General features: G+C 34.6%; 30 protein-coding genes and 1 pseudogene. 12 read left to right on the top strand and 19 right to left on the bottom strand.

Annotated elements, in window-relative coordinates; all coding sequences use genetic code 11:
• Nucleotides 1-78: 78 nt before the first annotated feature.
• Nucleotides 79-972 (bottom strand): Rpn family recombination-promoting nuclease/putative transposase, encoded by an 894-nt coding sequence (locus OOK92_RS05370; RefSeq protein WP_264735468.1) that lies wholly within the window; start codon nt 970-972, stop codon nt 79-81.
• Between the two features lie 61 nt (nt 973-1,033).
• On the opposite strand from OOK92_RS05370, the gene OOK92_RS05365 reads away from it, so the two are divergent.
• The 6 genes and pseudogenes from OOK92_RS05365 (at nt 1,034) to wmk (OOK92_RS05340) (ending at nt 6,073) form a co-directional block, all read left to right on the top strand.
• Nucleotides 1,034-1,612 (top strand): XRE family transcriptional regulator, encoded by a 579-nt coding sequence (locus OOK92_RS05365; RefSeq protein ID WP_264735467.1) that lies wholly within the window; start codon nt 1,034-1,036, stop codon nt 1,610-1,612.
• A 26-nt stretch (nt 1,613-1,638) separates the two neighbouring features.
• Nucleotides 1,639-1,983 (top strand): annotated as a pseudogene (locus OOK92_RS05360) (WO male-killing family protein Wmk); the annotation flags it as partial.
• Between the two features lie 185 nt (nt 1,984-2,168).
• Nucleotides 2,169-2,825, top strand: a complete 657-nt coding sequence (locus tag OOK92_RS05355; protein WP_264735466.1) for a JAB domain-containing protein — start codon at nt 2,169-2,171, stop codon at nt 2,823-2,825.
• 107 nt (nt 2,826-2,932) lie between these two features.
• Nucleotides 2,933-4,120 carry a hypothetical protein gene (locus tag OOK92_RS05350; protein WP_264735465.1) on the top strand — a complete coding sequence of 396 codons (1,188 nt, stop codon included), beginning with the start codon at nt 2,933-2,935 and terminating at the stop codon, nt 4,118-4,120.
• A gap of 95 nt (nt 4,121-4,215) precedes the next feature.
• Nucleotides 4,216-5,130: a WO male-killing family protein Wmk gene (gene wmk / locus OOK92_RS05345; protein ID WP_264735464.1), complete on the top strand. Its 915-nt coding sequence runs from the start codon at nt 4,216-4,218 to the stop codon at nt 5,128-5,130.
• Between the two features lie 49 nt (nt 5,131-5,179).
• Nucleotides 5,180-6,073 carry a WO male-killing family protein Wmk gene (gene wmk, locus OOK92_RS05340; protein WP_264735463.1) on the top strand — a complete coding sequence of 298 codons (894 nt, stop codon included), beginning with the start codon at nt 5,180-5,182 and terminating at the stop codon, nt 6,071-6,073.
• Nucleotides 6,074-6,112: 39 nt separating this feature from the next.
• Here wmk (OOK92_RS05340) and OOK92_RS05335 read toward each other — a convergent pair whose 3' ends face one another.
• The 18 genes from OOK92_RS05335 to OOK92_RS05250 all read right to left on the bottom strand — a co-directional run bounded on the left by OOK92_RS05335 (nt 6,113) and on the right by OOK92_RS05250 (nt 20,250).
• Nucleotides 6,113-7,048 (bottom strand): patatin-like phospholipase family protein, encoded by a 936-nt coding sequence (locus OOK92_RS05335; RefSeq protein ID WP_264735462.1) that lies wholly within the window; start codon nt 7,046-7,048, stop codon nt 6,113-6,115.
• Between the two features lie 20 nt (nt 7,049-7,068).
• Nucleotides 7,069-7,296, bottom strand: coding sequence for a hypothetical protein (locus tag OOK92_RS05330; RefSeq protein ID WP_264735461.1), 228 nt, complete (start codon nt 7,294-7,296; stop codon nt 7,069-7,071).
• 66 nt (nt 7,297-7,362) lie between these two features.
• Nucleotides 7,363-7,893, bottom strand: coding sequence for an ankyrin repeat domain-containing protein (locus tag OOK92_RS05325; RefSeq protein WP_230609188.1), 531 nt, complete (start codon nt 7,891-7,893; stop codon nt 7,363-7,365).
• Nucleotides 7,894-7,926: 33 nt separating this feature from the next.
• Nucleotides 7,927-8,877, bottom strand: a complete 951-nt coding sequence (locus OOK92_RS05320; RefSeq protein WP_264735460.1) for a phage tail protein — start codon at nt 8,875-8,877, stop codon at nt 7,927-7,929.
• Nucleotides 8,878-9,087, bottom strand: a complete 210-nt coding sequence (locus OOK92_RS05315) for a tail protein X (RefSeq protein WP_264735352.1) — start codon at nt 9,085-9,087, stop codon at nt 8,878-8,880.
• A complete protein-coding gene (locus OOK92_RS05310) occupies nt 9,084-9,431 on the bottom strand; it encodes a phage tail protein (RefSeq protein WP_264736384.1) in 348 nt (115 codons plus the stop codon). Before OOK92_RS05310 ends, OOK92_RS05315 begins: the two co-directional genes overlap by 4 nt.
• Nucleotides 9,431-11,704 (bottom strand): phage tail tape measure protein, encoded by a 2,274-nt coding sequence (locus tag OOK92_RS05305; RefSeq protein ID WP_264735459.1) that lies wholly within the window; start codon nt 11,702-11,704, stop codon nt 9,431-9,433. The genes OOK92_RS05310 and OOK92_RS05305 overlap by 1 nt, the downstream gene beginning before the upstream one ends.
• A gap of 109 nt (nt 11,705-11,813) precedes the next feature.
• The gene (locus tag OOK92_RS05300) at nt 11,814-12,071 is read right to left on the bottom strand and encodes a phage tail assembly protein (RefSeq protein ID WP_007303022.1); all 258 of its coding nucleotides are present in this window, start codon (nt 12,069-12,071) and stop codon (nt 11,814-11,816) included.
• A gap of 83 nt (nt 12,072-12,154) precedes the next feature.
• Entirely contained in the window at nt 12,155-12,436 is a 282-nt protein-coding gene (locus tag OOK92_RS05295) for a type II toxin-antitoxin system RelE family toxin (RefSeq protein WP_226080572.1), read from the bottom strand.
• Nucleotides 12,420-12,620 carry a hypothetical protein gene (locus tag OOK92_RS05290; RefSeq protein WP_007303020.1) on the bottom strand — a complete coding sequence of 67 codons (201 nt, stop codon included), beginning with the start codon at nt 12,618-12,620 and terminating at the stop codon, nt 12,420-12,422. The genes OOK92_RS05295 and OOK92_RS05290 overlap by 17 nt, the downstream gene beginning before the upstream one ends.
• A gap of 61 nt (nt 12,621-12,681) precedes the next feature.
• The gene (locus OOK92_RS05285; RefSeq protein WP_226080574.1) at nt 12,682-13,188 is read right to left on the bottom strand and encodes a phage major tail tube protein; all 507 of its coding nucleotides are present in this window, start codon (nt 13,186-13,188) and stop codon (nt 12,682-12,684) included.
• Between the two features lie 11 nt (nt 13,189-13,199).
• Nucleotides 13,200-14,366, bottom strand: a complete 1,167-nt coding sequence (locus tag OOK92_RS05280; protein WP_264735458.1) for a phage tail sheath subtilisin-like domain-containing protein — start codon at nt 14,364-14,366, stop codon at nt 13,200-13,202.
• Between the two features lie 33 nt (nt 14,367-14,399).
• Nucleotides 14,400-14,963: a hypothetical protein gene (locus OOK92_RS05275; RefSeq protein WP_264682431.1), complete on the bottom strand. Its 564-nt coding sequence runs from the start codon at nt 14,961-14,963 to the stop codon at nt 14,400-14,402.
• 10 nt (nt 14,964-14,973) lie between these two features.
• Nucleotides 14,974-16,230: a hypothetical protein gene (locus tag OOK92_RS05270; RefSeq protein ID WP_114517475.1), complete on the bottom strand. Its 1,257-nt coding sequence runs from the start codon at nt 16,228-16,230 to the stop codon at nt 14,974-14,976.
• Nucleotides 16,227-16,427: a hypothetical protein gene (locus tag OOK92_RS05265; RefSeq protein WP_264735457.1), complete on the bottom strand. Its 201-nt coding sequence runs from the start codon at nt 16,425-16,427 to the stop codon at nt 16,227-16,229. The genes OOK92_RS05270 and OOK92_RS05265 overlap by 4 nt, the downstream gene beginning before the upstream one ends.
• Before the next feature lie 5 nt (nt 16,428-16,432).
• Nucleotides 16,433-17,617, bottom strand: coding sequence for a hypothetical protein (locus tag OOK92_RS05260; RefSeq protein ID WP_264735456.1), 1,185 nt, complete (start codon nt 17,615-17,617; stop codon nt 16,433-16,435).
• A 14-nt stretch (nt 17,618-17,631) separates the two neighbouring features.
• Nucleotides 17,632-19,560 carry a DUF4815 domain-containing protein gene (locus OOK92_RS05255; protein WP_264735455.1) on the bottom strand — a complete coding sequence of 643 codons (1,929 nt, stop codon included), beginning with the start codon at nt 19,558-19,560 and terminating at the stop codon, nt 17,632-17,634.
• A 6-nt stretch (nt 19,561-19,566) separates the two neighbouring features.
• A complete protein-coding gene (locus OOK92_RS05250; RefSeq protein WP_264735454.1) occupies nt 19,567-20,250 on the bottom strand; it encodes a hypothetical protein in 684 nt (227 codons plus the stop codon).
• Between the two features lie 251 nt (nt 20,251-20,501).
• Between OOK92_RS05250 and OOK92_RS05245 the strand changes: the two genes are divergently transcribed.
• The 6 genes from OOK92_RS05245 to OOK92_RS05220 are packed head-to-tail and all read left to right on the top strand — an operon-like array spanning nt 20,502 to nt 26,507.
• Entirely contained in the window at nt 20,502-20,990 is a 489-nt protein-coding gene (locus OOK92_RS05245) for a sigma-70 family RNA polymerase sigma factor (protein ID WP_065095315.1), read from the top strand.
• Nucleotides 20,991-21,042: 52 nt separating this feature from the next.
• Nucleotides 21,043-21,855 carry an ATP-binding protein gene (locus tag OOK92_RS05240; RefSeq protein WP_065095314.1) on the top strand — a complete coding sequence of 271 codons (813 nt, stop codon included), beginning with the start codon at nt 21,043-21,045 and terminating at the stop codon, nt 21,853-21,855.
• 23 nt (nt 21,856-21,878) lie between these two features.
• A complete protein-coding gene (locus OOK92_RS05235; protein WP_065095313.1) occupies nt 21,879-22,685 on the top strand; it encodes an AAA family ATPase in 807 nt (268 codons plus the stop codon).
• A 32-nt stretch (nt 22,686-22,717) separates the two neighbouring features.
• Nucleotides 22,718-23,209 carry a hypothetical protein gene (locus tag OOK92_RS05230; protein WP_065095312.1) on the top strand — a complete coding sequence of 164 codons (492 nt, stop codon included), beginning with the start codon at nt 22,718-22,720 and terminating at the stop codon, nt 23,207-23,209.
• A complete protein-coding gene (locus tag OOK92_RS05225; protein ID WP_264735453.1) occupies nt 23,194-24,390 on the top strand; it encodes a helicase RepA family protein in 1,197 nt (398 codons plus the stop codon). The genes OOK92_RS05230 and OOK92_RS05225 overlap by 16 nt, the downstream gene beginning before the upstream one ends.
• 35 nt (nt 24,391-24,425) lie before the next feature.
• Entirely contained in the window at nt 24,426-26,507 is a 2,082-nt protein-coding gene (locus tag OOK92_RS05220) for an AAA family ATPase (RefSeq protein ID WP_264735452.1), read from the top strand.
• Nucleotides 26,508-26,720 lie beyond the last annotated feature (213 nt).

Genomic DNA, 26,720 nt, shown 5'->3' with positions numbered 1-26,720 from the left:
TTTAGACAGTTCACTAGATTCTTAATTAGGGAATATGTCTAACTTAGAGAAGGTTTTCATAAATGTTAAAGTGAATAATTATGTTTTTTCTTTGAGTTGTGAAATTTCAGAATTAGAGAGACCGGTAATTTGAGCTATAACATCTATAGATACACCGGCCTTGAGTGAGTTTTTTGCAACTTCAATTTTACCTTCAATTTTACCTTTTTCATGGCCGATTAGGATGCCTTCTTGTTTAGCATCATCGAGTTTTTGAGCAAGGACAGCCTGTTCATCACGAATACGCTTGATCTCTTGTTCATAGGCTATAAATTCTTTTTCTGACCAGTTGAACCTATTTAGTTCTTCATATGCTCTTTTAATTATTAGATCACTTCCTATTATTCTCTCTAGCTCTTCTTCACTAGTTTCATCTGCATATCTAAAGAAGTAGACCCATTTTTCAACTATACTTGAAAGCTGATCTTCTTTGGTTTTTGGAAATTTAGGCAACTCAATAAATATAAAGTAAAAATCTTTTAGATCATGCTCATTAGTATATTCATCGCGAATAGTATGCTTTGACTTATACTCAGACTTATCAGGAAACAGTATACAATCTGCTATAGCAATAAAGATAATTTCCTTAAGGTCATGGTATTGATCACCTTTATCAGCCTGTCTTGAGTAAGCTTTAGCAGCATAATATTGGGCACGTTTCTCAAAGCCTTTGGTTTTAGCGACCTGCATTTCGACTATCACTTGCAGCCCATTTTCATCTTTACAAAGAACATCGACAATGCTTTGTTTTTTAGAGGCAATGTCAGGGTCTTGAATAGTACTTAAAAACTCTATATCCTTTATTGTACTTTTGCCAGTGAAGCCAAGGATATCATTAAGGAAGTGAATAAGAATGTCCTTATTTTTTTCAGTGCCAAAGATGCGCTTGAACGATATATCATTTTTTGGATCGAGAAACTTAGAAAGAGCCATGAGAAAGTAAGATAAAAAGCATTAATAATTATACACAATTGTGAAGAAATATTCAACTAAAATGCAAACATTTTGTATATCTTTATTTGGTAGTATTAACCTATATAATATTTATGGCAAATATCTCGATAAGATACAAAATAGCACAAAAAGTAAAAAGCTGGAGGTTAAAGAGAAAATATACTCTGAAAGACTTAGTAGACAAAACAAGCATAAACTACCACACGCTGCTAAGCAAGGAACATGTGGCATTCCAGTTGAAAAGTTAAAAATCATAGCAGAGTCGTTATCAATCCCTATTAGAAATCTCCTTCCAAGACGAAAAGTACTAAAAGAGAGCAGTTGTTTTGATGAAGCTAGGAGCCAGGAAATGTATAATTTCATAGAAAAATACAAAAAAATAGAAGGACGAAAAGCAATTTATGCATTAACCAAATCTATCCGAACTGAGGAAGAAAGTAATATAAAAGCAGCAAGAATAAGAATTGCAAGGAATCTAGTTAAGGCGGGGTTTGATAATGACATTATCTATCGAGCAACGGGCTTATCAACTAAGGAATATGCTGATAATAGAGAGATACGAGCCAAACGGAGGACAAGAGATAAAAAAGTGGAAGAGGATATACACAAGAAGAATTAGCAAAAAAGCTAGATGTAGGTCCCTCACAGATACATCACTATGAACAAGGTAGCGTTACTCTTTTAAGTGAAAGGTTGTGGGAGATAGCAAGAGAATTATCAGTGGATGTTGAAGATCTGATAAAGGAATACAAAGAAAATGATTGCGAAGCAGAAAATGAGTTATTAAGTTGGGCAAGAGAATATAGAAAAATTGACAATCAAGAATCACGAGATGAGCTAAATATATGGGTAGAATTTTTATTGCAAAGAAAGCAAATTTACAAAGAGAAGATTGATAAAATAGAGGGAATGAAAGTTGCAAATAATTTACTCAAGTTAGGTTTTTCTACTGATGTTATTTCTAAAATAGTAACAACTTCTTTTACATAAAGAATTAATTTTCAATTAGATAAAATAATCATCTGTTAATATCTTAACTTATTAATGAAAAAATAAGTAAAAAAGATTGAGAAATTGATTTGACTTCGCTCGGAAGCTATGGCTTTATGCCAATGCTGATAAAAAACAGCAGTAAATATTTAAAAAAAGTTTGTTGTTAGTGAAGGGTAAATTATATGAATAAAAGTAAAGAAGAAATAGAATTCAGAATATTAGAAAGCAAAGGTAAAGCACTACTTGATCGTGAAATAATGGAAACGTTTTTAAGTGCAGTACATGAAAGGCCACAGGCTCAAGAAATTGCTAAAAATCTGGTGAATACTTATACGGGAGTAGGAAGGATTTTAGGTAGAGAAATGGATGACCTGAAAGTTATAGAAGGAGTAACTGATTCTGCAGTAGCAATGATTATGTGCGTTAAGGAAACACTAGAAAGGGTACTGAGAGAAAAGCTCAAGGGAGAACCAATCATGGACTTACAAGGGCTAGTAGAATACTTGAACGTAAGTATAGGTCATGCAGAGAGGGAATGTGTAAAAATACTGTACTTGAATAAAAGGCGCCAACTAATCGGAGAAGAATCCTATATTGGTGAAATGGAAAAAGCACCAGTGTACATAAAGGAAATTATAAGAAAAGCATTAATAAAGAATGCAACATTAGTAATAATGTCACACAACCATCCTGGGGGACGCTTAGAACCATCAGAAGAAGATCAAGAAGTAACGAAGAGCTTAGCAGCAGCATGTAGTACTGTAAGCGTAAAATTGTTTGACCATATTATCATCACAAGTGGAGGCTATTTCAGCTTTCGAGAAAACGGATTGTTATAGCAGAAAATATTTGCAAATCTACTCACTATAATTTATAATGAGTAATAGAATGTATAATAATAAAGTTTATTGTACGCTTAAAAAGTATTTTTAATAGTGAGGATAATATGGGTAATAAAATAATTGTACCTTTTGATGATAAGAAAGGAGGTACTTATCAATTAAACGTTGATCTTGATAAATTATCAGAAGGTGAGATGTTAAATGCTATTATAGGAATTGGTCGTGTTAACCAGCAGTCCACCTTTGTAAGCAAAACCAATAAGGCTAAAAAACCTGGAGAAGTGCCCTTCCCTAATAGAGACGTTCAAATCAACTACGGAAAGGGACTTGATTACATATATGGCACAAAACCTATAAGTGATCAAGAAGATAAAAATCCATTTACCTCTGTCTTGCAAAAAATAAAGCCAAGTATAAGCGAAAGCGAAAAATTGAGCTGGTTTAAAAGTGCTGTGGTAAGAGCAAAAAGTTTAAAAGAGATGAATAAAGTTATAGATGAAGTAATAGATGATGGAGTAAGGCTAAATGCATGTAATGATGGGGAATGGAGTTTCGCAGAGTATGTAGTATTAGGTACACATTTTCATAAATTTGATAAGGTTGATCGTAAAAAGGTAATACGTAAATTAATGTTAAGCGGTGCAGAGTTTCATGATACTCTACTACAGAATAAACTGATAGGTGAAATCTATAATGAGCTACAACCAGAAATTCAGCCACAGATAGATAAGCAACTAGAAGAACTAGGAAAAGCTGGTGAAAGTGCTGTTCAGGAAGGAGCATTAATAGATATCGAAATAGATAACAAAATGCTTTTCATGGAATTTTCTGAAGATAGCAAGGTAGAGGTAGCCAAAATACTGGAAGCAAACAGAAAGTTAGGAAGTAATATTTTAAAAATTGGTAATGATGCAGTTGAGGTTAAAAGTGAGAAGGGAGGTATAAGAAACTATACCGATATTTCAGATGGCAGCTCTATTGTATTAGAATTTCCTACGAGCATTGGTAAGCTAAATATTGTGTTGTACCAAGAGGCAGATCAGGTGCAAGTGAGAGTAGAAAATAAGGAAATGTGGGCTGAGTTACAAAAAAGAGACGAAGAAATAGGAAAAAACTGCCTTTTTGGGGGAGTAAAACTTCAAGAAGCAGTAGAGAAAGGTAATTTCACTAGATGTGGCATATGGAGTGAAAAGTATGCTATAAAAGAGATTAGCAATGATGAAGTATTGTCTCCGTCTTCATGGGTAAATAGGGTATGTGGAGGTAGTAAAGAAACCTTTCGGGAACTTTAATGCGTCTACAGGCAACTTTAAGGTTCCAGAGGTTTTTTTTACCATTATATCTGGAGCCTTAACAAAATTGAGCTATAGTAGAAAATATTGTATGTATGGTTCTTTTCGTGGAAAGAAGTCTAGAGTATGAAGTAGGGCAAAAAGTAAAAAATTGGAGGTTAGAGCGAGGTTATACTCAGAAGGATTTAGCGGAGAAAGTTGGTGTAAAGTATTGGGTGATACTGCAATATGAGAAAGGGAACCGTAGAATTTCAATTGAAAGGTTGTATGCTATAGCTGAGGCACTATCAATCAGTATTACTGATCTTATTCCTGTATCAAAAAGCTGTCTTGAAGATGAGGGAGAGGAAATATTAAATCTAGTAAGAGAATATAAAAAGATTAACGATCATGAGTTACGTAGGATGTTTTGTTTATTAACCAAATTTGTTCAAGTTAGTGAGAAAAGTAGTAAAAAAGCAGAGAAAATAAAGATTGCAAAAGGTTTGGTCAAAGCAGGAATTTCTGTTGACGTTGTTTCGAAAACAATTGGTCTCTCTGCTGATGAATGTGTTGAAGAAAAAACAGGTTCTATCTACTACCAAATAGGAAAGAAGATAAAAGAATGGAGGCTAGTGAGAGAGTATACTCAAAAAGATTTAGCAGAGAAAATGAATACAACCCGTCACGAAATAAGCAACTATGAACAAGGAAGGACTTCTGTTCCACTTGATAAATTATATGGAATAGCAAAGGTGTTATCAATTAACATTATGGACCTACTTGAACTCACAGGAGATGAGATAGAAAATGAGCTACCTGATTTGATTAAAGAATACAAAGAAATTGAGAGCCAAGAACTACGTAATGCACTAATAAAATCTCTGTTTGAGGGAATACGTATTTGTGAGGAGAAAGTGAGAGAGATAGAAAGGATTAAAGTTGCAAAGGATCTAGTAAAAGGGGGAATTTCTATTGATATTATTTTGCAAGCAGTAGGTTTATCCATTGATATGGTTTTAGATGGATAGCTCGTAAAAAAATTATAGCAATAAAGTTTTTTCTTAAATGGAGGTATATGTGTTTGTTTCTGCAAGCAATGTTAGCTATGGAATAGGGCAAAGAATAGAAAATTGTAGGTTAATTCGAGGTCATACTCAAATAGGATTAGCAGGTCAAATAGGTTTAACATACCAAGGGGTAAACAGCTATGAAAATGGGTATAGTTCTATTCCAATTGAAGTACTATATGTAATAGCAAGAGTATTATCAGTTGATGTTGTAGATTTATTACCTGAATCAGTAATAGTAAGGGAAGACAGCTATGAAGACGAGGAAATACTCTATCTAACAAAAATATACGAGAATCAAAAGTTAGGCAAAATAGTACCTTCATTAGTCAGGTTTGTTCATATTAGCGAAAAAATTAATCAAGAAGAGGCAAGATTAGAGGTAGCAAAAAATCTAGTAAAAGAAGGAGTTTCTACTGATGTTATTTCCCAGGTAACGGGCTTATCTATTTATGAGTATGATAATACAGAGAGAGAAATCTGCACTGATTTTATATATTACAAAATAGGGCAAAGAATAAGAGAATGGAGATTGATAAGAAGGTATACTCAAAAAGATTTGGCGGATAAAGTTGGTGTAACACTCAAGGAAATACACGAATATGAAAAAGGGTATACTGCCATATCATTAGATAAATTATATGAAATAGCAGGAGAATTATCAGTGAATATTAAAGCTCTGCTACCTAAAACAAATGAAGATAGTGAACTACTTAATTTACTAAGAAAAACTGAAGAGCAAGAATTAGTGAAGAAATTTTTATCTAGGGATATGAAGAATAGCAAAGAGAAAGTAAAAAAAACAGAAAAGATCAAGGTTGCGAAAAATCTAGTGAAGGCGGGTGTTTCTACTGATGTTATTTTGCGAGCAAGTGGCCTAACTGCTGATGAGTGTGAAAATTGAATTGTGTTAAACAATATATTAAGATATAAGTAAAGATAGTTATATATTTAATATTTCTATACAGAATTTTTCTATCACTTTCTGATTTTCCTCTATCATTGCATTTGCCTCCTCCTGAAGAGATTTGATATTTTTTGATGTAATATTATCCATCTCAGCTGATGCTATTTTTAATTGCGATTGTATACGTATATATTTATCAGCTATAACTTGATTAAGTTGATAGTTTACTGCATCTAAACTTGAAGAAAACATCACATGTAGTAGTGGCTTGATCCATCCTATTTTTCCAAATCTTCTTGAATTAACATACTCTATGCTTCTATCTGTTCTTCCAGTACCTATCGATAACAGTAGAATATCATCATTTGGAAATAACCTTTTACTACTTGCATATGCACAAGCCGCTGGATTATTGGCAAAAACCCCTCCATCCACTAATACCATTTCCTTTTGGTTGATTTTAAGATATTTAGGTACAAAGTAAGTAGGTGCTGCAGTTGTAGCTCGTAATGCATCTTTCAATTTGATAAAATTTCTATCTTCTCTCCAGCTCTTAAAAAAGAAAGGGCAATTATTGTGAACATCGTAACTTGCAATCAGTACATTATTTAAGGTGTTTTGTAAAGTATCATCACCAAAATATTTATCCAGTACAAATTCAATATTTTTATGTGGGTATTGTGCGCAATTAAGCCAAGAAAATATTGATCTTCTCAAAAATGAAGATTTAAAAATATATGACCCGTATTTTTGGTAAAGCTCGACTAAATCATTGGCTGAATATTGAGGGTTTCCTTGTTTATCTTTTTTACATAATCCTGCTATAACAATTCCACCGGTTGAGGTTCCTGCCATTAAGTGAAAGATTTCAGCTACTCTCTTTCTTGTTCTTTTTTCTATTTCTGCTAGAATAATGGCAGGAATGATTCCTCTAATTCCACCTCCATCAACGGATAAAATATATTTAATCATTATGAATTTAGGTAAGGGTATTAAGATTTAATTTTTCCGCTTAGAACGTGTAATTTAAACTCATCCAATTCCTCAGAAAGATTTTTCACCCTTTCCTCAAGTACTAACACTTTTTCCATTAAACCATATTCAATAAGTTTATCGTGAAGCTGTACCCTTGAGTCTAGCTTGGACAACCACCATATGAATCCTACAGTCTGTAGAACTATTGTTATTATTACCGCTATTGGGATTTTTTGCTTTTTCATGTGAAAGTATTAATCTATTATGGATAGTTTGAGGATTTATATAGAGATCATAGAAAACTTACAGCTTTAGTGATTACTTTTTGTTGATTCGTATTGATCCTCTGCTTTAGCAAGTAGCTTTATGATTTTATCGTAATGTTTGTTATTTTTATTGTGTCGCGATTCCACTACAGCCATATTTCTAGGTCTTCTTCCGTCTTGGGCTGTAGCTGTAGGATTTGCTCCTTTGCTTAGTAAAAACTCAACGATTTCCAAATGTCCCTTATCTGCTGCATGGTGCAAAGCTGTCCATCCCATATACCCACCTGTAGCATTTATATTTGCTTTTTCTTTCACTAAAAACTCAACAATTCTTAGACACCCAGAATCAGATGCATGATGTAATGCTGTTAACTTATTAATCTGTACGCTAGTATCTAACAAATTTTCTACTGAGAATTTAACAATCTCTAAGTTACAATTTTCAGATGCAATTTGTAATATTGTTTTATAATTATCTGTAGCTTTTGCTTTCATATAGCAATAAGTAATAATAACACATACTACTGTTACTATAAACCACCAAAAATGTAGCTTATTTCTTGAGTCTCTATTCATATTCAATACTTTTTTCAACATTAAACATTTGGGTTACTGATTTTTTCTTAACGTTGATGCTGATAACATAGTGCGATAACCTGAACCATCTAACATGTGTTCTGCTCTGTCAATTATCCATTCACCGTCTATATCTTGATGAAACCCTAACAAATTAAGTTTCGCCTCTGCAAATAGTTCTGGATTACCAGGCATATTGATATTCAACACTGCATTATTTCGCTTGAGTTGTTTTAATTTACCATTTGCTGCACTTAATGCTAACTCTACATTCGAGTAAAGCGTTTGTATAGTATAACTTGGACTACCAGAACCAGCTATTTCTGATATAGTTTCACCTTTTTCATAGCTATGCCATTTTGCAATTACTGAGTTGTACCTACTCACGGTAAAGTGAACCTTCCAATTTATCGTGTCTTGAGGTGTAAGCGTTGTTGTTCCTAGAACTTTTCCAGTTGCTGATTTTGCTTTGCCTTTTGGAATAAAGAGTATGTATCCGCCAGCTAACTTTGCCATTGCCTCGCGTTCTATTGCTATTTTTGTTAGTAAACTTATATCACTTTCTTCTGTTTGGTTAATATGTGGAATCAACACATTTTCAAATTCTTCTGCAACTCTGCACCCATATCCGTGTTTTTCTGCTATTTCCTTAACCAAGTTACCTAGAGTAATTTGATTCCATTCTTTAGATACTTTTTCCTTTAATGATAGTCTTAAATTTGTTGCATGAGCCTTTATTAGTAAGGTTTTAGGTGGACTCTGCACCGTAATTTCATTAACCGTATATACACCCATAGGTACTACTCCAGTTTCTTTGTAACCTAAAACGATACTTAATTCATTCGGAATATCTATGTTTTCATCCCTGTAATCAATACACACTTCAACTACATCGTCTATTGTTCCAGATTCATCTGTAAGGCGCAATGATATGACTCTATCTTTAATTGATTCACATTTATCTATTATAAAATCTGGCTGCATTTATTCCCAGACCTTTAATTTTGACTTTTGTACTGGTTTCTGAATAGTAGGAAGCTTTATCTTTAATCCTGCAGGCAAAAAGCTTCCGTATTCTGCCAAACCTAAGTTCTCTGCTAGTACTAATTCCACTACTCCATCCGTAAATCCGTAATGTTTCCAGCAAATCAGATCTAACATCTCATTTTCTTTACTCACATAGTATATAGTCATCTATAGCTTTTTAAACTCAAACTAAATTCAACTTTTCTTGGTAGTCCATTAGGTAAAAAATACATCTGCTTTTCTTCTAACCTAGTAATTACGAATTGTCCTAAAATATTACCTAAACTATCTACTAAAATATGTGGTTTTTCAGTTTCTTTCACACTCTTTAATTGATTTAGCACGTTGAGATTATGCAGATAAATCATTCCTTCTAAATCTATATTTTCTACACCTTGACCGATATTTTGTAATAGTGGCATATTTTCAATACACTCAATCGTGCTCCAACGATTTTCTCTGCTATACTTTAAACTTGTGGAAGCAAACTTATACGGACCAAGAGATAGCATCAATAAAATGTCTCTACCGTATCAAATAAAACATCACGTGACTTTTCTCTTATCCTTTTTATTACTTCATCTGCAAGACTACGAACATCTTGGTTAGGTTCTGCTTTAATGCTGATAGTGTAATTATTAGTGATGTTCTGAGTTTTATTTTGTTCTTTATTTTCAAACTTACTCCTTGCAAATATCTTATCGCTCTCTGTCTCCTCAATAAGGCTTTTGACTCTGAAGCTATTTTTATTTCTCTTTGAAAATTCTTTAATTATACTGTTACCTAGCACAGGATTTCCACTGTTGAGAATATTACTTTTTAGGGGAGTGTGCACTGCTTTTACTTCAGTTTTTCTTTTTTCAAACTCTTTCAGTGGGCTATTTCCCAATACTTTTCCAAATATACTTTCACCTATCCATGAAAAAGCTTCTTCTATGGGTTTTATTATCGATTTCCATAAGCTAGAGAAAAAGTCTTTCACCTTTTGCCAGTTAGCTATAACAAGAGCTGCACCAGTAACAAGTCCAGCAACTAAAAGTCCTATAGGGTTACTCATTATAGCGAGTGTTATTGCTCTTAGTCCTGTTACTACTGCAGGAAAAACTGTAGCTGATAAAAATGAAAATACTCCAAGTAGGTTTGCTTTCAGACTAAAAATCGTACTTCCTAGCAATGTAAATCCGTATCCTAGTCCTACTGCTACAATTTTTAAACTTATCAAGGCTGCTACAGTACCCATGATCGCCGTGGTTAAAGTTGGATATTTTTCTGCAAAAGAAGCTATATGCTCTGTTATTGTTTTTAAACTTCCAGCTACATAATTCAAGGTAGGTAACATTACTGACCCTAGATTCATGCCAGCTTCAACTATTGCATTTTTAAGTAATTGTAATTTATTAGCTGTAGTGTCTGCACGATTTTTGAATTCTTCTTGCAGAGAGCTTCCGTACTTTTCTGTATTAGCCAGTAACTTTATTGCATCCTCATACTTATTAAAACTTCCAGCTAATAATGCAATATCATCTTGATATTCCTGACCGAAAAGTTTCATCAGGATTGTAGAACGTTCCTGATTATCCATTTTCTTTAGAGTTTGAAAAAAGTGAAGTAGTGCTTCTTCTCCGCTTTCACTGATCCTTTGTACCATTTCTTCCGCGGTTATGCCCATTTCTTCTAGTGCTGCTTTGAATTCTTTTCCTTGACCTTCAGCAGTTTGAAGTTTGCTAAGCAGTGCATTTATAGCAGTTGCAGCTTTTGCTGGTTGTTTACCTAAACTAATAAAAGCATTTACTAAGCTGCTTGTTTGTTCAAACTTTAATCCAAACTGCTTTGCAGTACCACCAACTATTGCTAGAGCTTCAACCATATCTTTTGCTTTAGCAGCAGTGTTATCTGATAAGTGGTTGATTACATTACCAACATGCTCCATTTCACTAACATCAATTCCATAAACGTTAGAAAGTTTAGCTATGGAATCACCTGCTTGCTCTGCAGACATATCAAATGCTGTAGACATTTTTGCTACTGTTTCTGTAAACTTAAAAAGATCTTCTTTCTTGATACCAAGTTGACCACCGCTTGCAGCTATTTGTGCTAATTCTGCGGCTGATAATGGTATTGTTCTTGACATTTCCTTTAACCCTTCAGCAAATTTAGTTACTTCATCTTTTTTATTATCAAACTTTACTACCTTCTTAACATCAGCCATAGCCGATTCAAAATCAATCGCAACTTTAACTGGAGCTGCAAGCGAAAGACCTAGCCCAATAGTCTCTATAATTTGTGACTTAAAATGTGCTTTGCTTGCTAAAAAACTTTGGTGACTACGTATTGCAGATCCAAGCTTACCATACTTACCTTTTAATACTTCAATAGAAGAGCCAAGTTTATGTTGGTCACTTACTAAGTACTTAATATTTCTTCCACTTTTTCTTACTTCTTCATTAAATGAATGCAAAGCATCTCTCTTTTTCAAATATGCTTCTTTTGCTTTTATTGCAGAGGTTTTGGCCTTGTCAAATTCTGCTTTTAAAGTTTTGCTCGGTTTCTCTATTGCCTTCATTTGTTTAGCTAAAGATTTTACTTGATCTTCAAAGCCTTTCCATGACCTCTTGCTAGTCAAAACATCATGACCTAACTGCTTAAACTTTGATACTGATTTTAAAGATGAGTCAAGCTTTCTTATATTCTCACCAAGATGAGTAAGTTGACTGCTACTTCCTTTTATTACAGTACTGAAACTGCCATCTAAAACTGCTCCGATTTTTATAGATAATGTTGACATTGTACCTTCCTCGCTGCTTTATGCCATAAGATAAATTCATTAATCTCCATATCAAGTATTTGTTCAACCCCGCCTCCTACAACAGAGCTGAACATTAATACTTCTAATCTCAAGTTTTTTGGATAATCGGTGAAAAAAAATCCTTTAATACCTCTTGAACTTTCACATAATCAGCAATATCTAACTCTTCAATCGCTTCTTTTGCAACTGATGTCAAATTGGCAGTCAAAGTTACTTCCTTACTCAGATCACTACCATTAAGGCGTTCTATTGCCAAATAGTCTCTAACTTTTGGACGTCTAACAGTAAGTTCTGAGACAGAAATACCATCAACTGTTATTGGGTTATTAAGTGTTATAGCTTGCATGTTCCTCCTTAAAAAGTTAATTAAATAAAAGTCTATATCGGCTTTTACATAACTAATTTCTTTGTATGGTGCTATAAATAGGATTAGCTTTGATAAGAATCTTTTCTGTGTTCAATTGAAGTAATAACTACTGTATGTTCTGGTACATCTATATAATAAAGTATACGATAGGTACTCACCCGTAGACTACGTTGTCCACTTAAGTTATGCTTTAATGGCTTTCCAAGTCCAATTGGATCAGCTGTTAGACGTTCCATTATTGCCTTCTTAATCATTAACTTTACTTTTGCTGGAAGAGCCGGAATGTCTTTCTTTATAACAGATTCTGAATAGTCTATATTGTAAGGCTTAATCCCAGAAGGCATCTTGATGTTTAACCCTCTTTTCTTTATAGCGTTCGTCAGCAATCTTAGATAATTCCATATCTTCAATTTCTTCTTCCATTAATTCAGTTAATAACTTTAAAACGGACTTGTCTTGAGATTGTGCTACACTAACAAGTAAACCAGTTAGCTGCTCTATGGAATTTGTATGAGCTTTAGAATCCATATTAACTATATACCTACAACTTCTTATATTTTAACATTTTTATGTAATTTTGTCAACCATATTAGATCCCTAGAATCGTTTGTAGCAAGGCCATTTGATCAACGCCATTTATCTTTCTAATCATATTTTCAGCATCGATCTCTATTAATTCATTACCACCTATCGTAAGTTTATAATAATGGGCAGCTACAGTACACTTCAGCGTTGCTTTTTCAGCAGGTTTCCAGTTGCCAAAGTAAAACTCTTTAAAAATGCCTCTTAAATTGATTATTACTGCTTCAATATCATTACTTCCACTTCCTTGCATTCCACCTCTGAGTGTCAAAGAAACTGAATTCCCATTTATTAGACCAAATAGCCTAAAGAGTTCTGTATCGTATTCAGAAAAAGTGAAATCTGCTTCAAGCTTTTCCATGCCCATATCAATATTTACTGGAATATCCATACCACCAGCTCTATATTCATCTGTTTTTATGGTAAGTTTTGGCAAGGTTATTTCATCTATTTTTCCTGCATAACCACGACCATCAACGAATACGTTAAAATTTCTCAGTATTTTCGGTAACACTTTGCTTTCTCCTAACTTATATTTACGAGATGAGATTTGAATGTTATTTGTTCTGCCGGATATGGTGGTGTAAACTCAAAGTCAAAATACACTTTCCCGCTTGCAATGTTTGCCGGTGTGTTGAGTTCTGGAGTTGCATAACATTTTCCACTGATAATTGCTCCTTGTGCTTTTAAACTTGCCAGATAGGAATTCACCCCCTCAATCACATCATCTATATAAGTTTTTGTGATATTGCGATCAACTGCCCAGAGATGAGCTCGAAGTAAACTATCGTTAATTAAATCTGCAGTGCGCCTTACTGATAGAAAAGCCCATTTCGAATCGTTTGAACATGTTCTATTTCCCCAAAGCCTATAGCCATTTTGATGAATTATCGTTGTTACTTCATTTTCATTCAAGTGGTTTGCTCTACAATTTATATTACCGAGCGTAAAATCAATAGGCCTGCTTGTTCCAATAATACCATTTATCTCTTTATTTGAAGGTGAGTGCCAAAATCCTTGCTTGCTATCTACTTTCGCTATTAAACCAGCTACAAATGAACTTGGAGGCAAAATTTCTTCTTTTCCTTCAATAAATACCTTCACCCAAGGATCAACGACGTAAATTCTTGAGCTGCCTACACTTTTTCTCCATTTTATTGCTTCTTCATCGTTGGTATTTGGTCCATCTGCTACTATTATGCTTCTCAGCTTTTCTGCTATAGGAATCAAAGCGCCAACCACCGGATTTTTGCCATCTTCTGGTAATTGGTGAGTAAATTGAGGTGCAATCAGTATTCTTGGCGCAACATGAACTATGCTTTCACTGCTAAGGAATGCTTGTACGCCCAGATATTCTCCGGTTTCTTCATCAACACCGCCAATTATATTCTTCAGCGTCTCTTCTTCTTTTAATTTTGGATCACTTTCCTCAACTCGAATAACTACTACTGTTGCACCAATTTGGGAAAATATTCCGTTTATTGCAGAAGGTAAACTTCCATTCTTTCCAAGTCTTGCTGCTTCTTTTAAGCTTCCTGCTATCAGTACCGGTTTATTCAGTGGAAATTTTTGCTCATCAGCTTCAGGTGCAGTACCAATTACACCTATCACTGATGATTTAGCTGTACGTACTGTTTTTGCTCCTGAGGTTACCTCAATAACATTTACTCCGTGTAAAAATTGTTCTGTCATTTTTTTCCTTGTACGCTGATTTTTGAAAAGAATTTAATTTTCTAGGTTTTGCATTTTTTGTTTACAATCATCTAGCAAAGTTTGCAGTTCTCCTTTACTTTTAGCTTCACCGATTTCTCTTTCAGCTATATCCATCAATTCTTCACATTTAATTATTGCTTTTACTGCTTTTTTCACTTTTTCCTGAATCATTTCTGCCATCTCTACTACTGAAATTCCTCGTACTTTTGCTAAAGGCTCTATAATTTCTGCATCTTTTTCATCTATAGATTCTGGTGCTGCTAGAATGCTTTTTGCGGCTTTCGCTTGAATCTCATAAGATTTAGCTTTTTGGTGAGAATGACCTGCATATTGGTGAGTATGATTATCATAATAGAAACGCATACTATCAAATGCACAAAGCTTCGCATTATCCAGTAACTCCTTTTGTATATCTTCTTTAGTACGCTGAGCAATTTCTCCTCCTTCTGTTAAACAATAACTTTTTTGCCAATCAAAATTCTTTGGCGCTTCATACCAATCATTTCCAGTTGGCTTGTTTTCAAGTGTTGTTGTTTCAATCTGCTTGTGGTTTTCAAAACGTATATAAATAGTCACAAATTCCTCCTCATTGCCATATTTGATCAGTTCGTTCTAATCCTGGACATTGCCAAGCTTTTAGCGTTCTCTCCACATCTACTTCAAGTCCTGTAGTTAAAAAATTGCTGCGAAAATTGTATACTCCCCATTGCATAAATTGAGTGTAATAATTATTGCTACTCGTATAATAATACGGTGATGTGTAAAATAAGATTGCTACTGTTTTATTGCTTGGAATAATTACGCTACCTGAATTAGAAAATCCACTACTTGAGCTTCCTAAATTATAAATATTCTGCCAGCTAATTGACGATATTTGCCCTTTATTAGTATTGGTATTATTAGGCGTTCCTACAAATGCTCCTGCTCCTTCATATTGTGAACTCCAATATGCTGAACCAACAAAATTCAATGTTCTTGTTATGTTGCTGCTTGTAGTGTTTTTTACAAACATTACCCCCAGCAGTGCATATGGATAGGAGTATTCATTTGAAGAAATTGTATAACGTGAATATAACTCTCTATAGATAAATGTTCCATTTTTCCCCTGCATAAAATGCATATTTGGTGGCTCATAAAATGAAACATAATTTGTGCTATAGTTATGACAACCTACTATAAGGCTAAACATATTGTTAGTGTATGACGTATCGATATACCATTTACCAAGCTCAGTTGTAAAATGGCCACTTCCCCAGTTATAGTCATTATTCCTACTCAAAACGCCAAATAAAAATGGTAATGACCCAGATTCAACCATATTGCGCTTTCTTATCTCTTTCATGATTGATGAACCACTTGGTACGTCATTAATCGAATCAAATTTGGTTGTGAGTGTTTTTTCTCTAGTTTTTATTTCTTTCATAACTGATGAACCAGTTGGTATATCGCTTATGGCTTTAAGGCTATTTAATGTGTTTCTTATGCTATTTAAGTCTCCGGCATTATTGATGGTGGCAACATGTGAATCTTTTCTGCTATCAAGTAGTGATAAATTTGTTGTTCCTTTTTCATCTATTTTCTTTAACGACTTTCCTTCTAATTCAGAGATTGCCGCTAATGCATTGTTTTTACTACTATCTAATTTATTTAAATGACTTGTGCTACTGTCAAGAAGCTCTTTTAATTTTGCATCAGTCATCTGTACAATATCAAGTACTGTACTTTGCCCAGCAATAGACTCTAGAGATTTTGCAAGATAGGCGAGTTGATCAGGGGTAGCATTTACGGATAAATCTTTTAGTCTCTGATGTAATGCATAAACTACTTCTTTGGCAATCGTCATTCATTACCCCATAAATTTAAAAAATCTTCAAATCTAAATCGTTCAAAATTACTTTTCAGTTGATTATGTTTATTTTCTCTCTCACTCATATCTTCATTTATTTTTTCTATAGCTCTTCGAATACGTACTACATCTTCCACTGCAGTATTTTCTGGATGAGGTAATGGATACTCTCTGCTTGTTTTATCATTTGGCATTTTTTTTATGTTATAACAATCCGCAAGTTTTTTACCTTTGGACGATAGACAACCGTACCACTCAAAACTAATTTTACTCTAGTCTCACTAGCATTAAAATTTGATAGTACATGAGTTCTCTCCACCCAATTTTCCCCAATAGGTTTTCCCGAGGTTAAATTTACTAATTGCCAATCCACGTTTTTTTGTACATATGCTTTAACATCTGCAGTGCCAGGTATTAGCGCATCATATGTTATGGTAATCTTAGTGTTAGCTCCTGCTGTAATACTTCTTGTAACATAATCTCCAGACTCTGAAAGATTACCCATAACTAACTGTAACCCAGGATAAAGAACTGGACTTTTTTCTCGCCCTCCTTTTAGGCTTGCTTTTACCGTTAGCTCTCCAGATAATCTTTCACGCAGTGCGAGCGGCAAATTATCAGACAAAAAGTTTTCTCTTCCCTCTTCATCTGTTAAGATAAATTCTACATTAGTATCAAATGCTACTTTTTCGACGTTCGTTAAAACAATTAAATCTGAAGTATTGTTTGCAATAACTTTTCCCAGATCAATAACATGAGAAACTTCGCTAAATTTTGCAGCTAGTAATCGAAACGTTAAATCTAAATTTTGATGTGGAGTCCAAGTACTTGCATTGCTTGATGACAGTAATACTCCTACTTGATATGGCTGACTTGTTACCCAACGGCTATTTACTGCATCATATTTGCCAAGTTCTGCTATCTTTACTGCAGTACCAGGATCATCAGTAAGCAGTACTATTGCATACTCCTCTCCTACATGGCAAAACACTGGTGACCACTCTATACGTGTTGCTGTGCCATCTATCTTTATATCTTTTGGCTCAATATAGCTTTCAGCAATGACAGTCTGCGAGGGCATTCCCACTGCTGTTTCTCTAATCTGCACAACAACACGTTTTTTGCCTTTATTTACAAACCATAGCTCCACGCCTCCTATGTGCCTACTTTCATTTAGAGTAAATGTTTGCGCTAAAGGATCAACTCTTCTTGCTGCGATAACTCTTCTTCTTTCCTCTATGGTAATTGTTTTTTTACCAGTATAAGTTGCTTCTCCATAACTTCCTTTATCCCCGTAAAATTGCACTAATTTAGTACCGGCTGGAATATTTGCTGGTACTTTCACCTTTCCCTTTAATTTTCCCTGATTGTTAGCTGTTAACATTTGGTTTTCCAATTTTAAGTTATAGGTTGAATGTTTATTCCGTCAAATTTTATCTCTTTAAGCTTCTCACTTGGCTCAAAACCTTCAATTTCAAAATTCTGTACTGCTTCTCTCATAAATTCAGCTTCGTATGAAGTACTTGACAGCAATTCTGTTGTTTCTTTAACATTAAATACCCTGGTTATTGGACTTTTCCAATTAGTGGTAACCTCTGTCCAGTGGTCAATGTTTTTATTTAGAGTAATTTGTGCCGGGACTGGATCAAAAGCTTGATATGGATTAATCTTTTCTCCTTTAGTCTGTAAAAGCTGCTCCAGTACCGGTTCAAGTTTATAAGGTAAAAGATAAGGTTCTTTACCTCTTTCAACATCAATAATTTCCACATCTATAGGTAAAATTAATTCTTTGTTTACTATCGCTGCAGACTGCGAAATTCCTTGATCACGCATATCATCGTCAAAAAACGAATCAACAAATACTCCTTTTTTGGTGGTAGGTTCTCTTGAATTTGCATCATTGCGTAGACGTTCCTCTGCAACCAGCGCATAAAGATCATTTATTCCTTTTTTCATTGCTTCAAGCTCATTCATCGGTACAGCATGAATAGCATTATTCACTATTTTTACCCCTTCGCCTTTTTTCCATGTCTGATGAATGTAGCAGAGCAAAAGCTGTCCAGAGGGAGCTTTAGGCATCGATGGTTGCCAAGGGTGAGAAATTCCTTTTATTCTCCTTACCACCCCTTTGCTATCGATAGTAATTAAATCAAAGCGGGGCATTTTCCAGGTATAATCTATCAAAACCAAGCTGTTATCAACTGCTCCTTTTACTTTACACCCCTGCTCACTTATATCTTCAGGGCTTACATGAGTGCGACAGCGGTAAGTTATTTGATAACTACTTCCAGGAGCTGGTTCTTTGCCGGGTAATGACCAATCAATATTTCCTGCGTTTAGTTTATAATCTACACTATTTTCATAAATAACATTACCTTGTTTAATTTGAATAATTTCAAGTACTGCAGAGTCAGGTATTGGATCAACAGCTCCTGAATATGAACCATGAGTAATGGTAATGGTTTTTTGAACAGTTATATCTACTTTTTTAATTTCACTTATTGGAAAATCATTAACCTTCAGTTCCATTACCCTTTGGCTATTTGGCTGAAAAGTATGTGGTTCTGATTCAACTGATTTTATATCTGGATCTTCATCAAAAGAAACACGAATACTGTGAGGAAGTTCAATCTCATAGCCATCAACATGAGCTTTGCCCTCATTAATCACAAATATTTTTTTTCCTCCTTCTCCCTCTTCCTTTTGCAGGAACATTACTTCAAGGCCATTTACAACATAGGAACCATTTGCTTCTTTGTCATAACGAGCAAGAGCGGTAGTTACTATATTTGCTTGTGGTGGCGGTGAATGCTCTATCAGTATCCCATTTTCAATATTGTAAATTGGATAAAATTCTCCTTCAGAAAAACGTGGAGAAAGACCTTCAGATTGATAACCCCAAGTGATAGTAGCTCTAAGCCTTGCAGCTCCAACTTCTTGATAATTTCTTGTACCAACAGCAGGATCACGAAGATTTTCGTCCTCAAGTTCTGTAATCGTAGATTCTAGATAATAAACACCTATGCGAACTGTAGTACTCAGTGGAATAATAAACTCTTTTTCCTCTACTTTTCTCACCGCTCCACGAAGATAGATTTTTCCTCTCTCAAGTATAACTTTACCAGTTTCTCTATCTATAATACAATTGCTTCCTGCTATAACATCACCATCACGGAATATTGCATCACCTATACCTTTGAGCTTTGAAAGAGCATATTCTTGCGTCTCGTTTAATTCTGCTGACTGTAGACCTCTTCCAGCAAGAAATAAGCTTTTTTCGTATTCTTTGTCAGGATTAAAGCGATTATAATAACTATTTAAGGTCATTTTGTTTCAAAAAGTTACAACAAATGAAAAAGTTTCCCGAGTTGCAGATGTTCTGATAAGTGGTACGGTATGTTCTAAAACTAATAAGATCCCTGGGTCTTCTATATCTTGAGGTTCAAAATATCTCTGTCCTTCAGGTAATCCTTCTTTTATTTTAGTACCAACCATAACTCCTAGTTCCCTGATAACTTGATTTGCTGCGTCCGTGAAATCGAAAGTAAATTTAAGGTACAAGTTATTGGTTGGTACATTTGAGGGCCTAAACCTCCCTGTTGGGGTCAAAAGCTCTCCATTCTCATCACTTGTGCAGAAGAGTACTTCGTTCGCAGTACGTCTGCCAAGCTCATTGAGCAGTTTTTCAGAAGTTATCAGCTCTGGTGGTGTGCTTTCACTATATTCTACAGTAACTGCACTATTTGCCCTGATAGAGCTATTTTCCGTACGTTTTATTACACCACTACTGCTATCAACTATATAATCTATACTTGGCTGATAAGTTGTTTGTCCTGTAAAAACCCTTACATCTTTAATAGTATGGTGATTTAGAGCTATTTCACCCTCAATAAAAACTTTTTCGACCTGATGGCTACTTTCCCAATTGGCATCACCACTACCCCAAGCAAGATGTATAACTTGCTCTTTTATGCTGGCTGCTATTGCTGCTCTTCCTGATTGTGTAAGAATTGACACCTGTGATGAGTTTGAAAGGCTTATATAATATATATTCAGGATTTGGAAAATTTTTGTCCAAAAAAAATGAATTTTTGCCTAATTTTTTGTTGCAGTATTATTTAAAAATCGAACTGTATTATTCTCGAAAAAAAACAATAGAATATCAATAGGTTAAAAATTGCATCTGTATTATTTATTTTTGCTCCTGTCCTACAAAGTGCACCTATAAGTTCTCATCCTTAAAGCATTAATTGTTTTAGGGAAAAGTTATGAAACTAAAAACTGCCATAGTTGTTCAAAATATACGGTATCAAGCTAAGAGATTAAAACTTTTTGAATGCTTTGCTCATGAAACTCATGAAGATCTTGAGCAAGAACTTTTCTGTGAAATTTGGACTTATCTTGATAGATATGATGAAAGTAAAGGTAGCTTTAACACTTTTGTAGCAAGATTAACTGAACGTCGTGCCAATAACTTATTGGAGAAACAACTATGTATTAAACGCAACATTAATAACTACGTCAATATTGAGAAAACAGAAGCTTTTGAAGATGAAGTAGCAAAACGTACTGATGTAGATTACATGATTTCAACGCTACCAAGAAAGATGCAAAAGATATGCGAACAACTCAAGTACTTTAACTTATATGAAGTTGCTAAGATGAACAACATATCAAGAACTACTTTAAATACTATGGTAAGAAAAATACGTATAAAACTCTCTTCCATCTACTACAAGAGCAAAAAGAAAAATTGAACATAAATTCTACCTTTCCTGAATATATAACATATACCATTGAGGTGAATAAATGACTTTTAAAATTTTAAACAATAATGAAAGATTGAAAACAACTACAGGCATAAAAGTAGTAATTTTTGGTCCTTACGGTATTGGTAAAACCAGCCTATTAAAGACTATAAGTGAACCAACACTATGTCTTGACTTTGAAGCAGGTCTGCTTGCTGTTCAAGATTGGCAGGGAGATTCTATTAGTGTTCGTACTTGGAATCAAGCTCGGGATATTGCCTGCCTAATTGGTGGTCCAAACCCTGCGCTGAAATCTGACCAAGCATACAGTCAAAAACACCATGAACATGTATCTGGCAAGTATAAAGATCTTCTTTCTGAGACTTCTAAATACCGATGCATCTTTGTAGATAGTATAACCGTTGCTTCACGTTTATGTCTTTTATGGGCAAGGATGCAACCTGAGTGTTTTTCTGATAGATCGGGAAAAGAAGACAAAAGAGCTGCTTATGGGTTACTTGCTCAAGAGATGATGGCTTGGCTCAATCAGTTTCAACATATCAGAGATAAAGACATCATCATAGTTGGCACATTAGGTCAATATCTCGATGACTGCAATCGTCCAACTTGGCTACCTCAATGTGAAGGAGCTAAAACTGCTAGTGAGATTCCAGGTATTGTTGATGAGGTGATCAGCATGGTTGGAATTAAGAAAGATAATGGCACAGAAGTACGTTCATTTATCTGTCAGACTATTAATACTTGGGGATACCCAGCTAAAGATCGAAGTGGCTGCCTGAATATGGTTGAAGAACCACATTTGGGTAAATTACTTGCGAAAATTAAAGCCAAAACTTTGGCTCCTATTGCTTAATTAAAAATTGGAGAATAATTATTATGGAACAAAGCTTTTTCAATATCGGTCAAAAAATTCCCTTTTTCAGTGTGAAAGAATATTTGAATGATCAATCGCCAATACCAGAAGATATAATCGCACCAAGGATTCTAACTAAAAGAGGTCTATTGGTACTGGGTGGCCCACCTAAGATTGGCAAGAGTGATTTTCTTATTTCCTGGTTGATTCACATGGCTGCCGGAGTTTCATTTCTCAGTATGACTCCTAGTCGTCCTATGAAAATTTTCTACATGCAAACTGAAATTGAGTATGAATACATGAAAGAACGTTTACAGCAACTGACATTCGACCAAGAACTTTTGGATATAGCTGCCAATAACTTAATTATCACGCCAAGAGTGCAATTATCTTTCAGCAGTGAAGAAATAGATGAGATCAAAAGCACCGTTAAAGAGCGTTTCAAACCTGATATTATTGCGATTGATCCTCTTCGTAACATTTTTAACTCAAGTGAATATGGTAATGAAAATGACAACAGCGCTATGCTATTCTTTTTGCAAAAAACGCTTGAAAGACTGAGGAACATTATTAATCCAGATGCAGGTATAATCCTTACCCACCACACAAAAAAACTATCCAAAAAGATGCTGGAAGAAGATCCATTTCAAGGCCTAAGCGGTGCTGGATCTTTACGTGGATTTTATAGCACTGGCATGGTGATGTTTGCTCATGATGAAGAAAGCACTACCCGTCAAATAGTGTTTGAGCTGCGAAATGGTGAACGTGTGGCAAGCAAGCTTGTCGATAAGATAAATGGTCGTTGGAAACTTGTAGACCAATGGAGTTGATTCTTTTTTTTACTTAATTTATAGGGAACAATATGCTAACAGATTTTTTAACTGATTTTAATACTGCAAAATTACAGAGTAATTTAATACCAAAAGGTACAATAGTCAAGGTAAAAATGGCAATTAAACCAGGAGGTTATGAAAATTGGTTCACTAAAAGCTACACTACTGGCAGCATCTATTTAAACGTTGAATTTACTGTCACTGAAGGTCCATATGCAAAACGCAAGATTTTTCAAGTAATTGGTATTAAAAGTGGCAAAGCAAGAGTTGAAGGAGAAGATACTTGGGGAGAATCTGGTCGTTCTATGCTTAGAAGTATTTTGGAGTCAGCACGGAACATTCATTCAAATGACACTTCAGAAAAAGCAGCTATTGCTAGAAAAGTCAACTCTATAGCTGACTTTAACGGGGTAGAGTTTACTGCAAAAGTTGGTATTGAAGCTGATCGGTATGGAGAAAAGAACAAGATTGCTACGGTTATTACTCCAGAACAATCTGAAGTTGATTGGTTGCCATTTTGAAGTACGACGAAGAGAAGCTCTGGATTGCTGTAATTGAGAGAGCTATCAAAGATGCAGCAGGAAAAAATCTAGAGCTAAAGAAAGAAGCAATTAAATGGTTTGATTCAGAGTCTTTTGAAACTGTTTGTGAGCTAGCTAATCTCAGCTCTAAACGTATGAAAAGTATGTATGGGGGTTTTATGCAGAGAAAGGAAATAAAAGGATTATTGATTGATAATATTAAGAAGTGTGTACCTTACCTAATTCCAAACGGTAATTTTTATCGAGAGAGGACTTATGTTGGCAATTTTGATGGGAATACGATTACAGTTAAAATAGTAGGTAAAGAAACTGGAAACTGGCGTAATTTTACTAAAGGAATCAGTGGTGATATTATCGATCTTTGGACTTTAGTTAAAGGTGATATAAATTCCGCTAAGAAGTGGTTAAATACTAAAGAAAACACAACAGAACATAAAATTACATCGTTTTCAGCAAGGCATTACTTGAATGATAAATCACCAATGCCAAAAGATATAATAGGCCCAAGAATTCTAACTCCAAGTGGTCTTTTAGTTATAGGTGGAACTCCAAAAATAGGAAAAAGTAATTTTCTACTTTCCATGTTAGTACATTTAGCTGCTGGAGTATCATTTCTTGGTATGAAGCCTGCAAAGCCACTCAAGATATTCTATCTACAGAATGAAATGGAATATGATTACATAAGAGAGCGCTTACAGAAGTTAAGAGTCAGCAAGAAAATCCTTGATGAAGGAACAGAAAACTTAGTTATTACTAAAAAAGTACAGTTAACTTTGAATGTGGAAAAAATAAAGGAAATTATGTCGGAAAATCTCGAGGTAAAAACAGTTGATCTTATAGTAATAGACTCTGTTTTTGATTATAGGAGTATGATCTCTTTTCTGCAAAATAGTATTGATGAACTACGCTCTATAACTAATCCTGCTGCTGGAGTAATAGTTACACATTACACCAAAAAAGTGTCAACAATCACGTTAAAAAAGAATCCATTTCAAGCATTGAGTGGTGCTAATGTTTTAAGAAGTTTATATACATCTGGAGTAATGATATTTAGGCCAGAAAGGAATACTCTGCAATTGATGTACGAACTTAAAAACGGCAAACCAATACCAACAAAATTCATAAACATGGTTAACGGACGCTGGATAGCCACAGCTTAACCAAATTTCTAAACTTTAAATATATTGGAGATTTTATGGGTATCTATTGTGATTTTAATACTGCAGCTCCACGAAAAAATGCACCGTTAGTAGAAAAAGAACAACTTAAAGCTCAGCTTCTGTTAAATATCAGATCATGCCTTTCATATCTATTACCAAGAGGAACTTTTCGTGGTGATAAGTTTTATGTAGGCAATGTACAAGGTGATAAAGGAAAGAGTCTAGTAGTAGAATTAAGTGGTAGTGAAGCTGGCCTATGGCATGATTTTGCAACAGGAGAAGGTGGTGACATTATCGACCTTTGGGCGGGAGTAAATAGAAAAAGTACAAGAATAGAGTTTCCTGAAGTAATGGCTTCTATAGCTGAGTGGCTTGGTCATTTCAAAACTTCAAGTAGTCCAACTGCATATTGGGATTATTACGGTGAAAACGGCCAAGCTATTGTTAGAATCTATCGTTACGATGATGATAATGGGAAGCGATATCTTCCTTTTGATATAAAAAAGTCCGACTTTGGTGCACCGAAGATAAGGCCACTCTATAATATTCCAGGTATTTTGAAGTCCGATAAAGTTATTCTTGTTGAAGGAGAAAAATGTGCAGAAGCGCTGATAGAGAAAGGAATAACTGCAACAACAGCAATGTCTGGAGCAAATGCACCTATTGAAAAAACAGATTGGACTCCACTTAAAGGTAAACACATTATTATATGGCCAGATAATGATGAAGCAGGTAAGAAATACGCTGAAAAATCTGCTATGAAACTTACTTGTCTTGGAGTTGAAGAACTTTGCATTTTGGAAATACCTAAAGATAAACCAAAGGGTTGGGACGCTGCTGATTGCGTGAAAGAAGGTGTAAATGTTAAAGAGTTCATCCTTAGTACAAAAAAGGCTCCTTCAAAAAAATCGTTGAGAATAGATACCAGAGCTTGGGCTAATATTGCTCCAGAAAGAGAATGGATTGTTAAAGATTGGCTTCCTATTGGAAGTGTTACGGCTCTCTACGGTGATGGTGGTATGGGAAAGTCTCTACTTGCTCAACAACTAATGACAGCAGCGAGCACAGGTAAATCTTGGTTGGGAATGGAAATTGAGCAGATGAAGACATATGGTGTATTTTGTGAAGATGATACAGAAGAGCTGTGGCGAAGACAGTGTGCTATAAATAGATTATATCAGTTAGATATGGAATCCTGTGACTTTCATGATAATATTGGCTTTTTATCGAGAGTGTGGAAAGATAATCTACTCATGATATTTGATAACAAAGATATAGGTAAATTAACTCATTGCTTTGAAGAATTACTTGAAGATATTAAATTGTTTCAACCAAAGCTAGTAGTTTTAGATACAGCAGCAGACTTATTTGGTGGCAATGAAAACAATCGCTCTCATGTGAGACAATTTATTCAAAGTTGTTGTGGAAAAATAGTGAAAGTAATAAAAGGAGCTGTATTATTATGTGCTCATCCTTCTGATTCAGGAATAATACGTAAAACAGGTACAGGTGGTTCAACTGCGTGGAATAATACAGTAAGATCTCGTTGGTACTTGTCAAAGCCAGATAAAGCTGATGCTTCTGGTAATGAACGAGTACTTTGCCGTAAGAAGTCAAATTATTCTGCATCTAACGAAGAAAAGATTTCATTTTATTGGCATAACGGTGCGTTTGTACAATCTGATGATACATTAAATTCAGAAAGAATAGTAAGGTCTAGCTATAATACTAAATTGGATTTAGAACGTCTAAGAAGATGTGATATAATTTTAGAGTTAATCTCTAATGAAGCGTATAGAGGAGAAGTATATACTGCAGCTAGCTTTGCAAAGTGTTTTGAAGGAAAGTTCGGACTTGGTAGTGATCGTAGCATTCGTGAAAGAATTAGTAATCTTGCAATGATAGGTCATATAAAATTTTTCAAGAAGTGTGATGAATATGGATTATCAAACACAAGATCGAAGCATGGTTACCTATGTGTAAAAGACATGGAGCTAAAAATTGCTGAAAATCAGTATGTATTGGTAAAACCAGATTACTATCTTGTACCAAACAATGGAGCGACTCTACCTGTGGAAAATAGGGATGTATGGGTCTTATATAACTCTGAGAAATAATATGGGAAAGATAATATACAATGTTAATTATTATTAGTATAATGAAAATATAATGTTACTCAATCTTCATTATAGATAACATCTATAGGAAAGCTAAAGAAGCAAATAGCCTCTTTATAGATAGCAAACGAATTAGGGGTCTGAAACAAAAATTTTTTGGAAGTAAATACCCATTCAACAAAATAGCAAAGTAAATACAAATGCTAAAAAGAT

Origin of the sequence: Wolbachia endosymbiont (group A) of Rhinocyllus conicus (genome assembly GCF_947250775.1) — a bacterium.
Classification (GTDB): domain Bacteria; phylum Pseudomonadota; class Alphaproteobacteria; order Rickettsiales; family Anaplasmataceae; genus Wolbachia.
The sequence above is the reverse complement of the archived record's forward strand: the minus strand, read 5'-3'. Positions and strand labels throughout refer to the sequence as shown.

Coding starts and splice junctions, on each gene's coding strand:
- OOK92_RS05310 (WP_264736384.1), bottom strand. CDS start 9,431: ATGCTATCTCTTGGTCCGTATAAGTTTGCTTCCACAAGTTTAAAGTAT.
- OOK92_RS05260 (WP_264735456.1), bottom strand. CDS start 17,617: ATGTTAACAGCTAACAATCAGGGAAAATTAAAGGGAAAGGTGAAAGTA.
- OOK92_RS05300 (WP_007303022.1), bottom strand. CDS start 12,071: ATGCAAGCTATAACACTTAATAACCCAATAACAGTTGATGGTATTTCT.
- OOK92_RS05235 (WP_065095313.1), top strand. CDS start 21,879: ATGGAACAAAGCTTTTTCAATATCGGTCAAAAAATTCCCTTTTTCAGT.
- OOK92_RS05320 (WP_264735460.1), bottom strand. CDS start 8,877: ATGCAGCCAGATTTTATAATAGATAAATGTGAATCAATTAAAGATAGA.
- OOK92_RS05290 (WP_007303020.1), bottom strand. CDS start 12,620: ATGGATTCTAAAGCTCATACAAATTCCATAGAGCAGCTAACTGGTTTA.
- OOK92_RS05370 (WP_264735468.1), bottom strand. CDS start 972: ATGGCTCTTTCTAAGTTTCTCGATCCAAAAAATGATATATCGTTCAAG.
- OOK92_RS05365 (WP_264735467.1), top strand. CDS start 1,034: ATGCAAACATTTTGTATATCTTTATTTGGTAGTATTAACCTATATAAT.
- OOK92_RS05220 (WP_264735452.1), top strand. CDS start 24,426: ATGGGTATCTATTGTGATTTTAATACTGCAGCTCCACGAAAAAATGCA.
- OOK92_RS05280 (WP_264735458.1), bottom strand. CDS start 14,366: ATGACAGAACAATTTTTACACGGAGTAAATGTTATTGAGGTAACCTCA.
- OOK92_RS05315 (WP_264735352.1), bottom strand. CDS start 9,087: ATGACTATATACTATGTGAGTAAAGAAAATGAGATGTTAGATCTGATT.
- OOK92_RS05230 (WP_065095312.1), top strand. CDS start 22,718: ATGCTAACAGATTTTTTAACTGATTTTAATACTGCAAAATTACAGAGT.
- wmk (WP_264735464.1), top strand. CDS start 4,216: ATGGTTCTTTTCGTGGAAAGAAGTCTAGAGTATGAAGTAGGGCAAAAA.
- OOK92_RS05295 (WP_226080572.1), bottom strand. CDS start 12,436: ATGCCTTCTGGGATTAAGCCTTACAATATAGACTATTCAGAATCTGTT.
- OOK92_RS05305 (WP_264735459.1), bottom strand. CDS start 11,704: ATGTCAACATTATCTATAAAAATCGGAGCAGTTTTAGATGGCAGTTTC.
- OOK92_RS05240 (WP_065095314.1), top strand. CDS start 21,043: ATGACTTTTAAAATTTTAAACAATAATGAAAGATTGAAAACAACTACA.
- OOK92_RS05325 (WP_230609188.1), bottom strand. CDS start 7,893: ATGAATAGAGACTCAAGAAATAAGCTACATTTTTGGTGGTTTATAGTA.
- OOK92_RS05270 (WP_114517475.1), bottom strand. CDS start 16,230: ATGACGATTGCCAAAGAAGTAGTTTATGCATTACATCAGAGACTAAAA.
- OOK92_RS05355 (WP_264735466.1), top strand. CDS start 2,169: ATGAATAAAAGTAAAGAAGAAATAGAATTCAGAATATTAGAAAGCAAA.
- OOK92_RS05245 (WP_065095315.1), top strand. CDS start 20,502: ATGAAACTAAAAACTGCCATAGTTGTTCAAAATATACGGTATCAAGCT.
- OOK92_RS05265 (WP_264735457.1), bottom strand. CDS start 16,427: ATGCCAAATGATAAAACAAGCAGAGAGTATCCATTACCTCATCCAGAA.
- OOK92_RS05255 (WP_264735455.1), bottom strand. CDS start 19,560: ATGACCTTAAATAGTTATTATAATCGCTTTAATCCTGACAAAGAATAC.
- OOK92_RS05335 (WP_264735462.1), bottom strand. CDS start 7,048: ATGATTAAATATATTTTATCCGTTGATGGAGGTGGAATTAGAGGAATC.
- OOK92_RS05350 (WP_264735465.1), top strand. CDS start 2,933: ATGGGTAATAAAATAATTGTACCTTTTGATGATAAGAAAGGAGGTACT.
- OOK92_RS05330 (WP_264735461.1), bottom strand. CDS start 7,296: ATGAAAAAGCAAAAAATCCCAATAGCGGTAATAATAACAATAGTTCTA.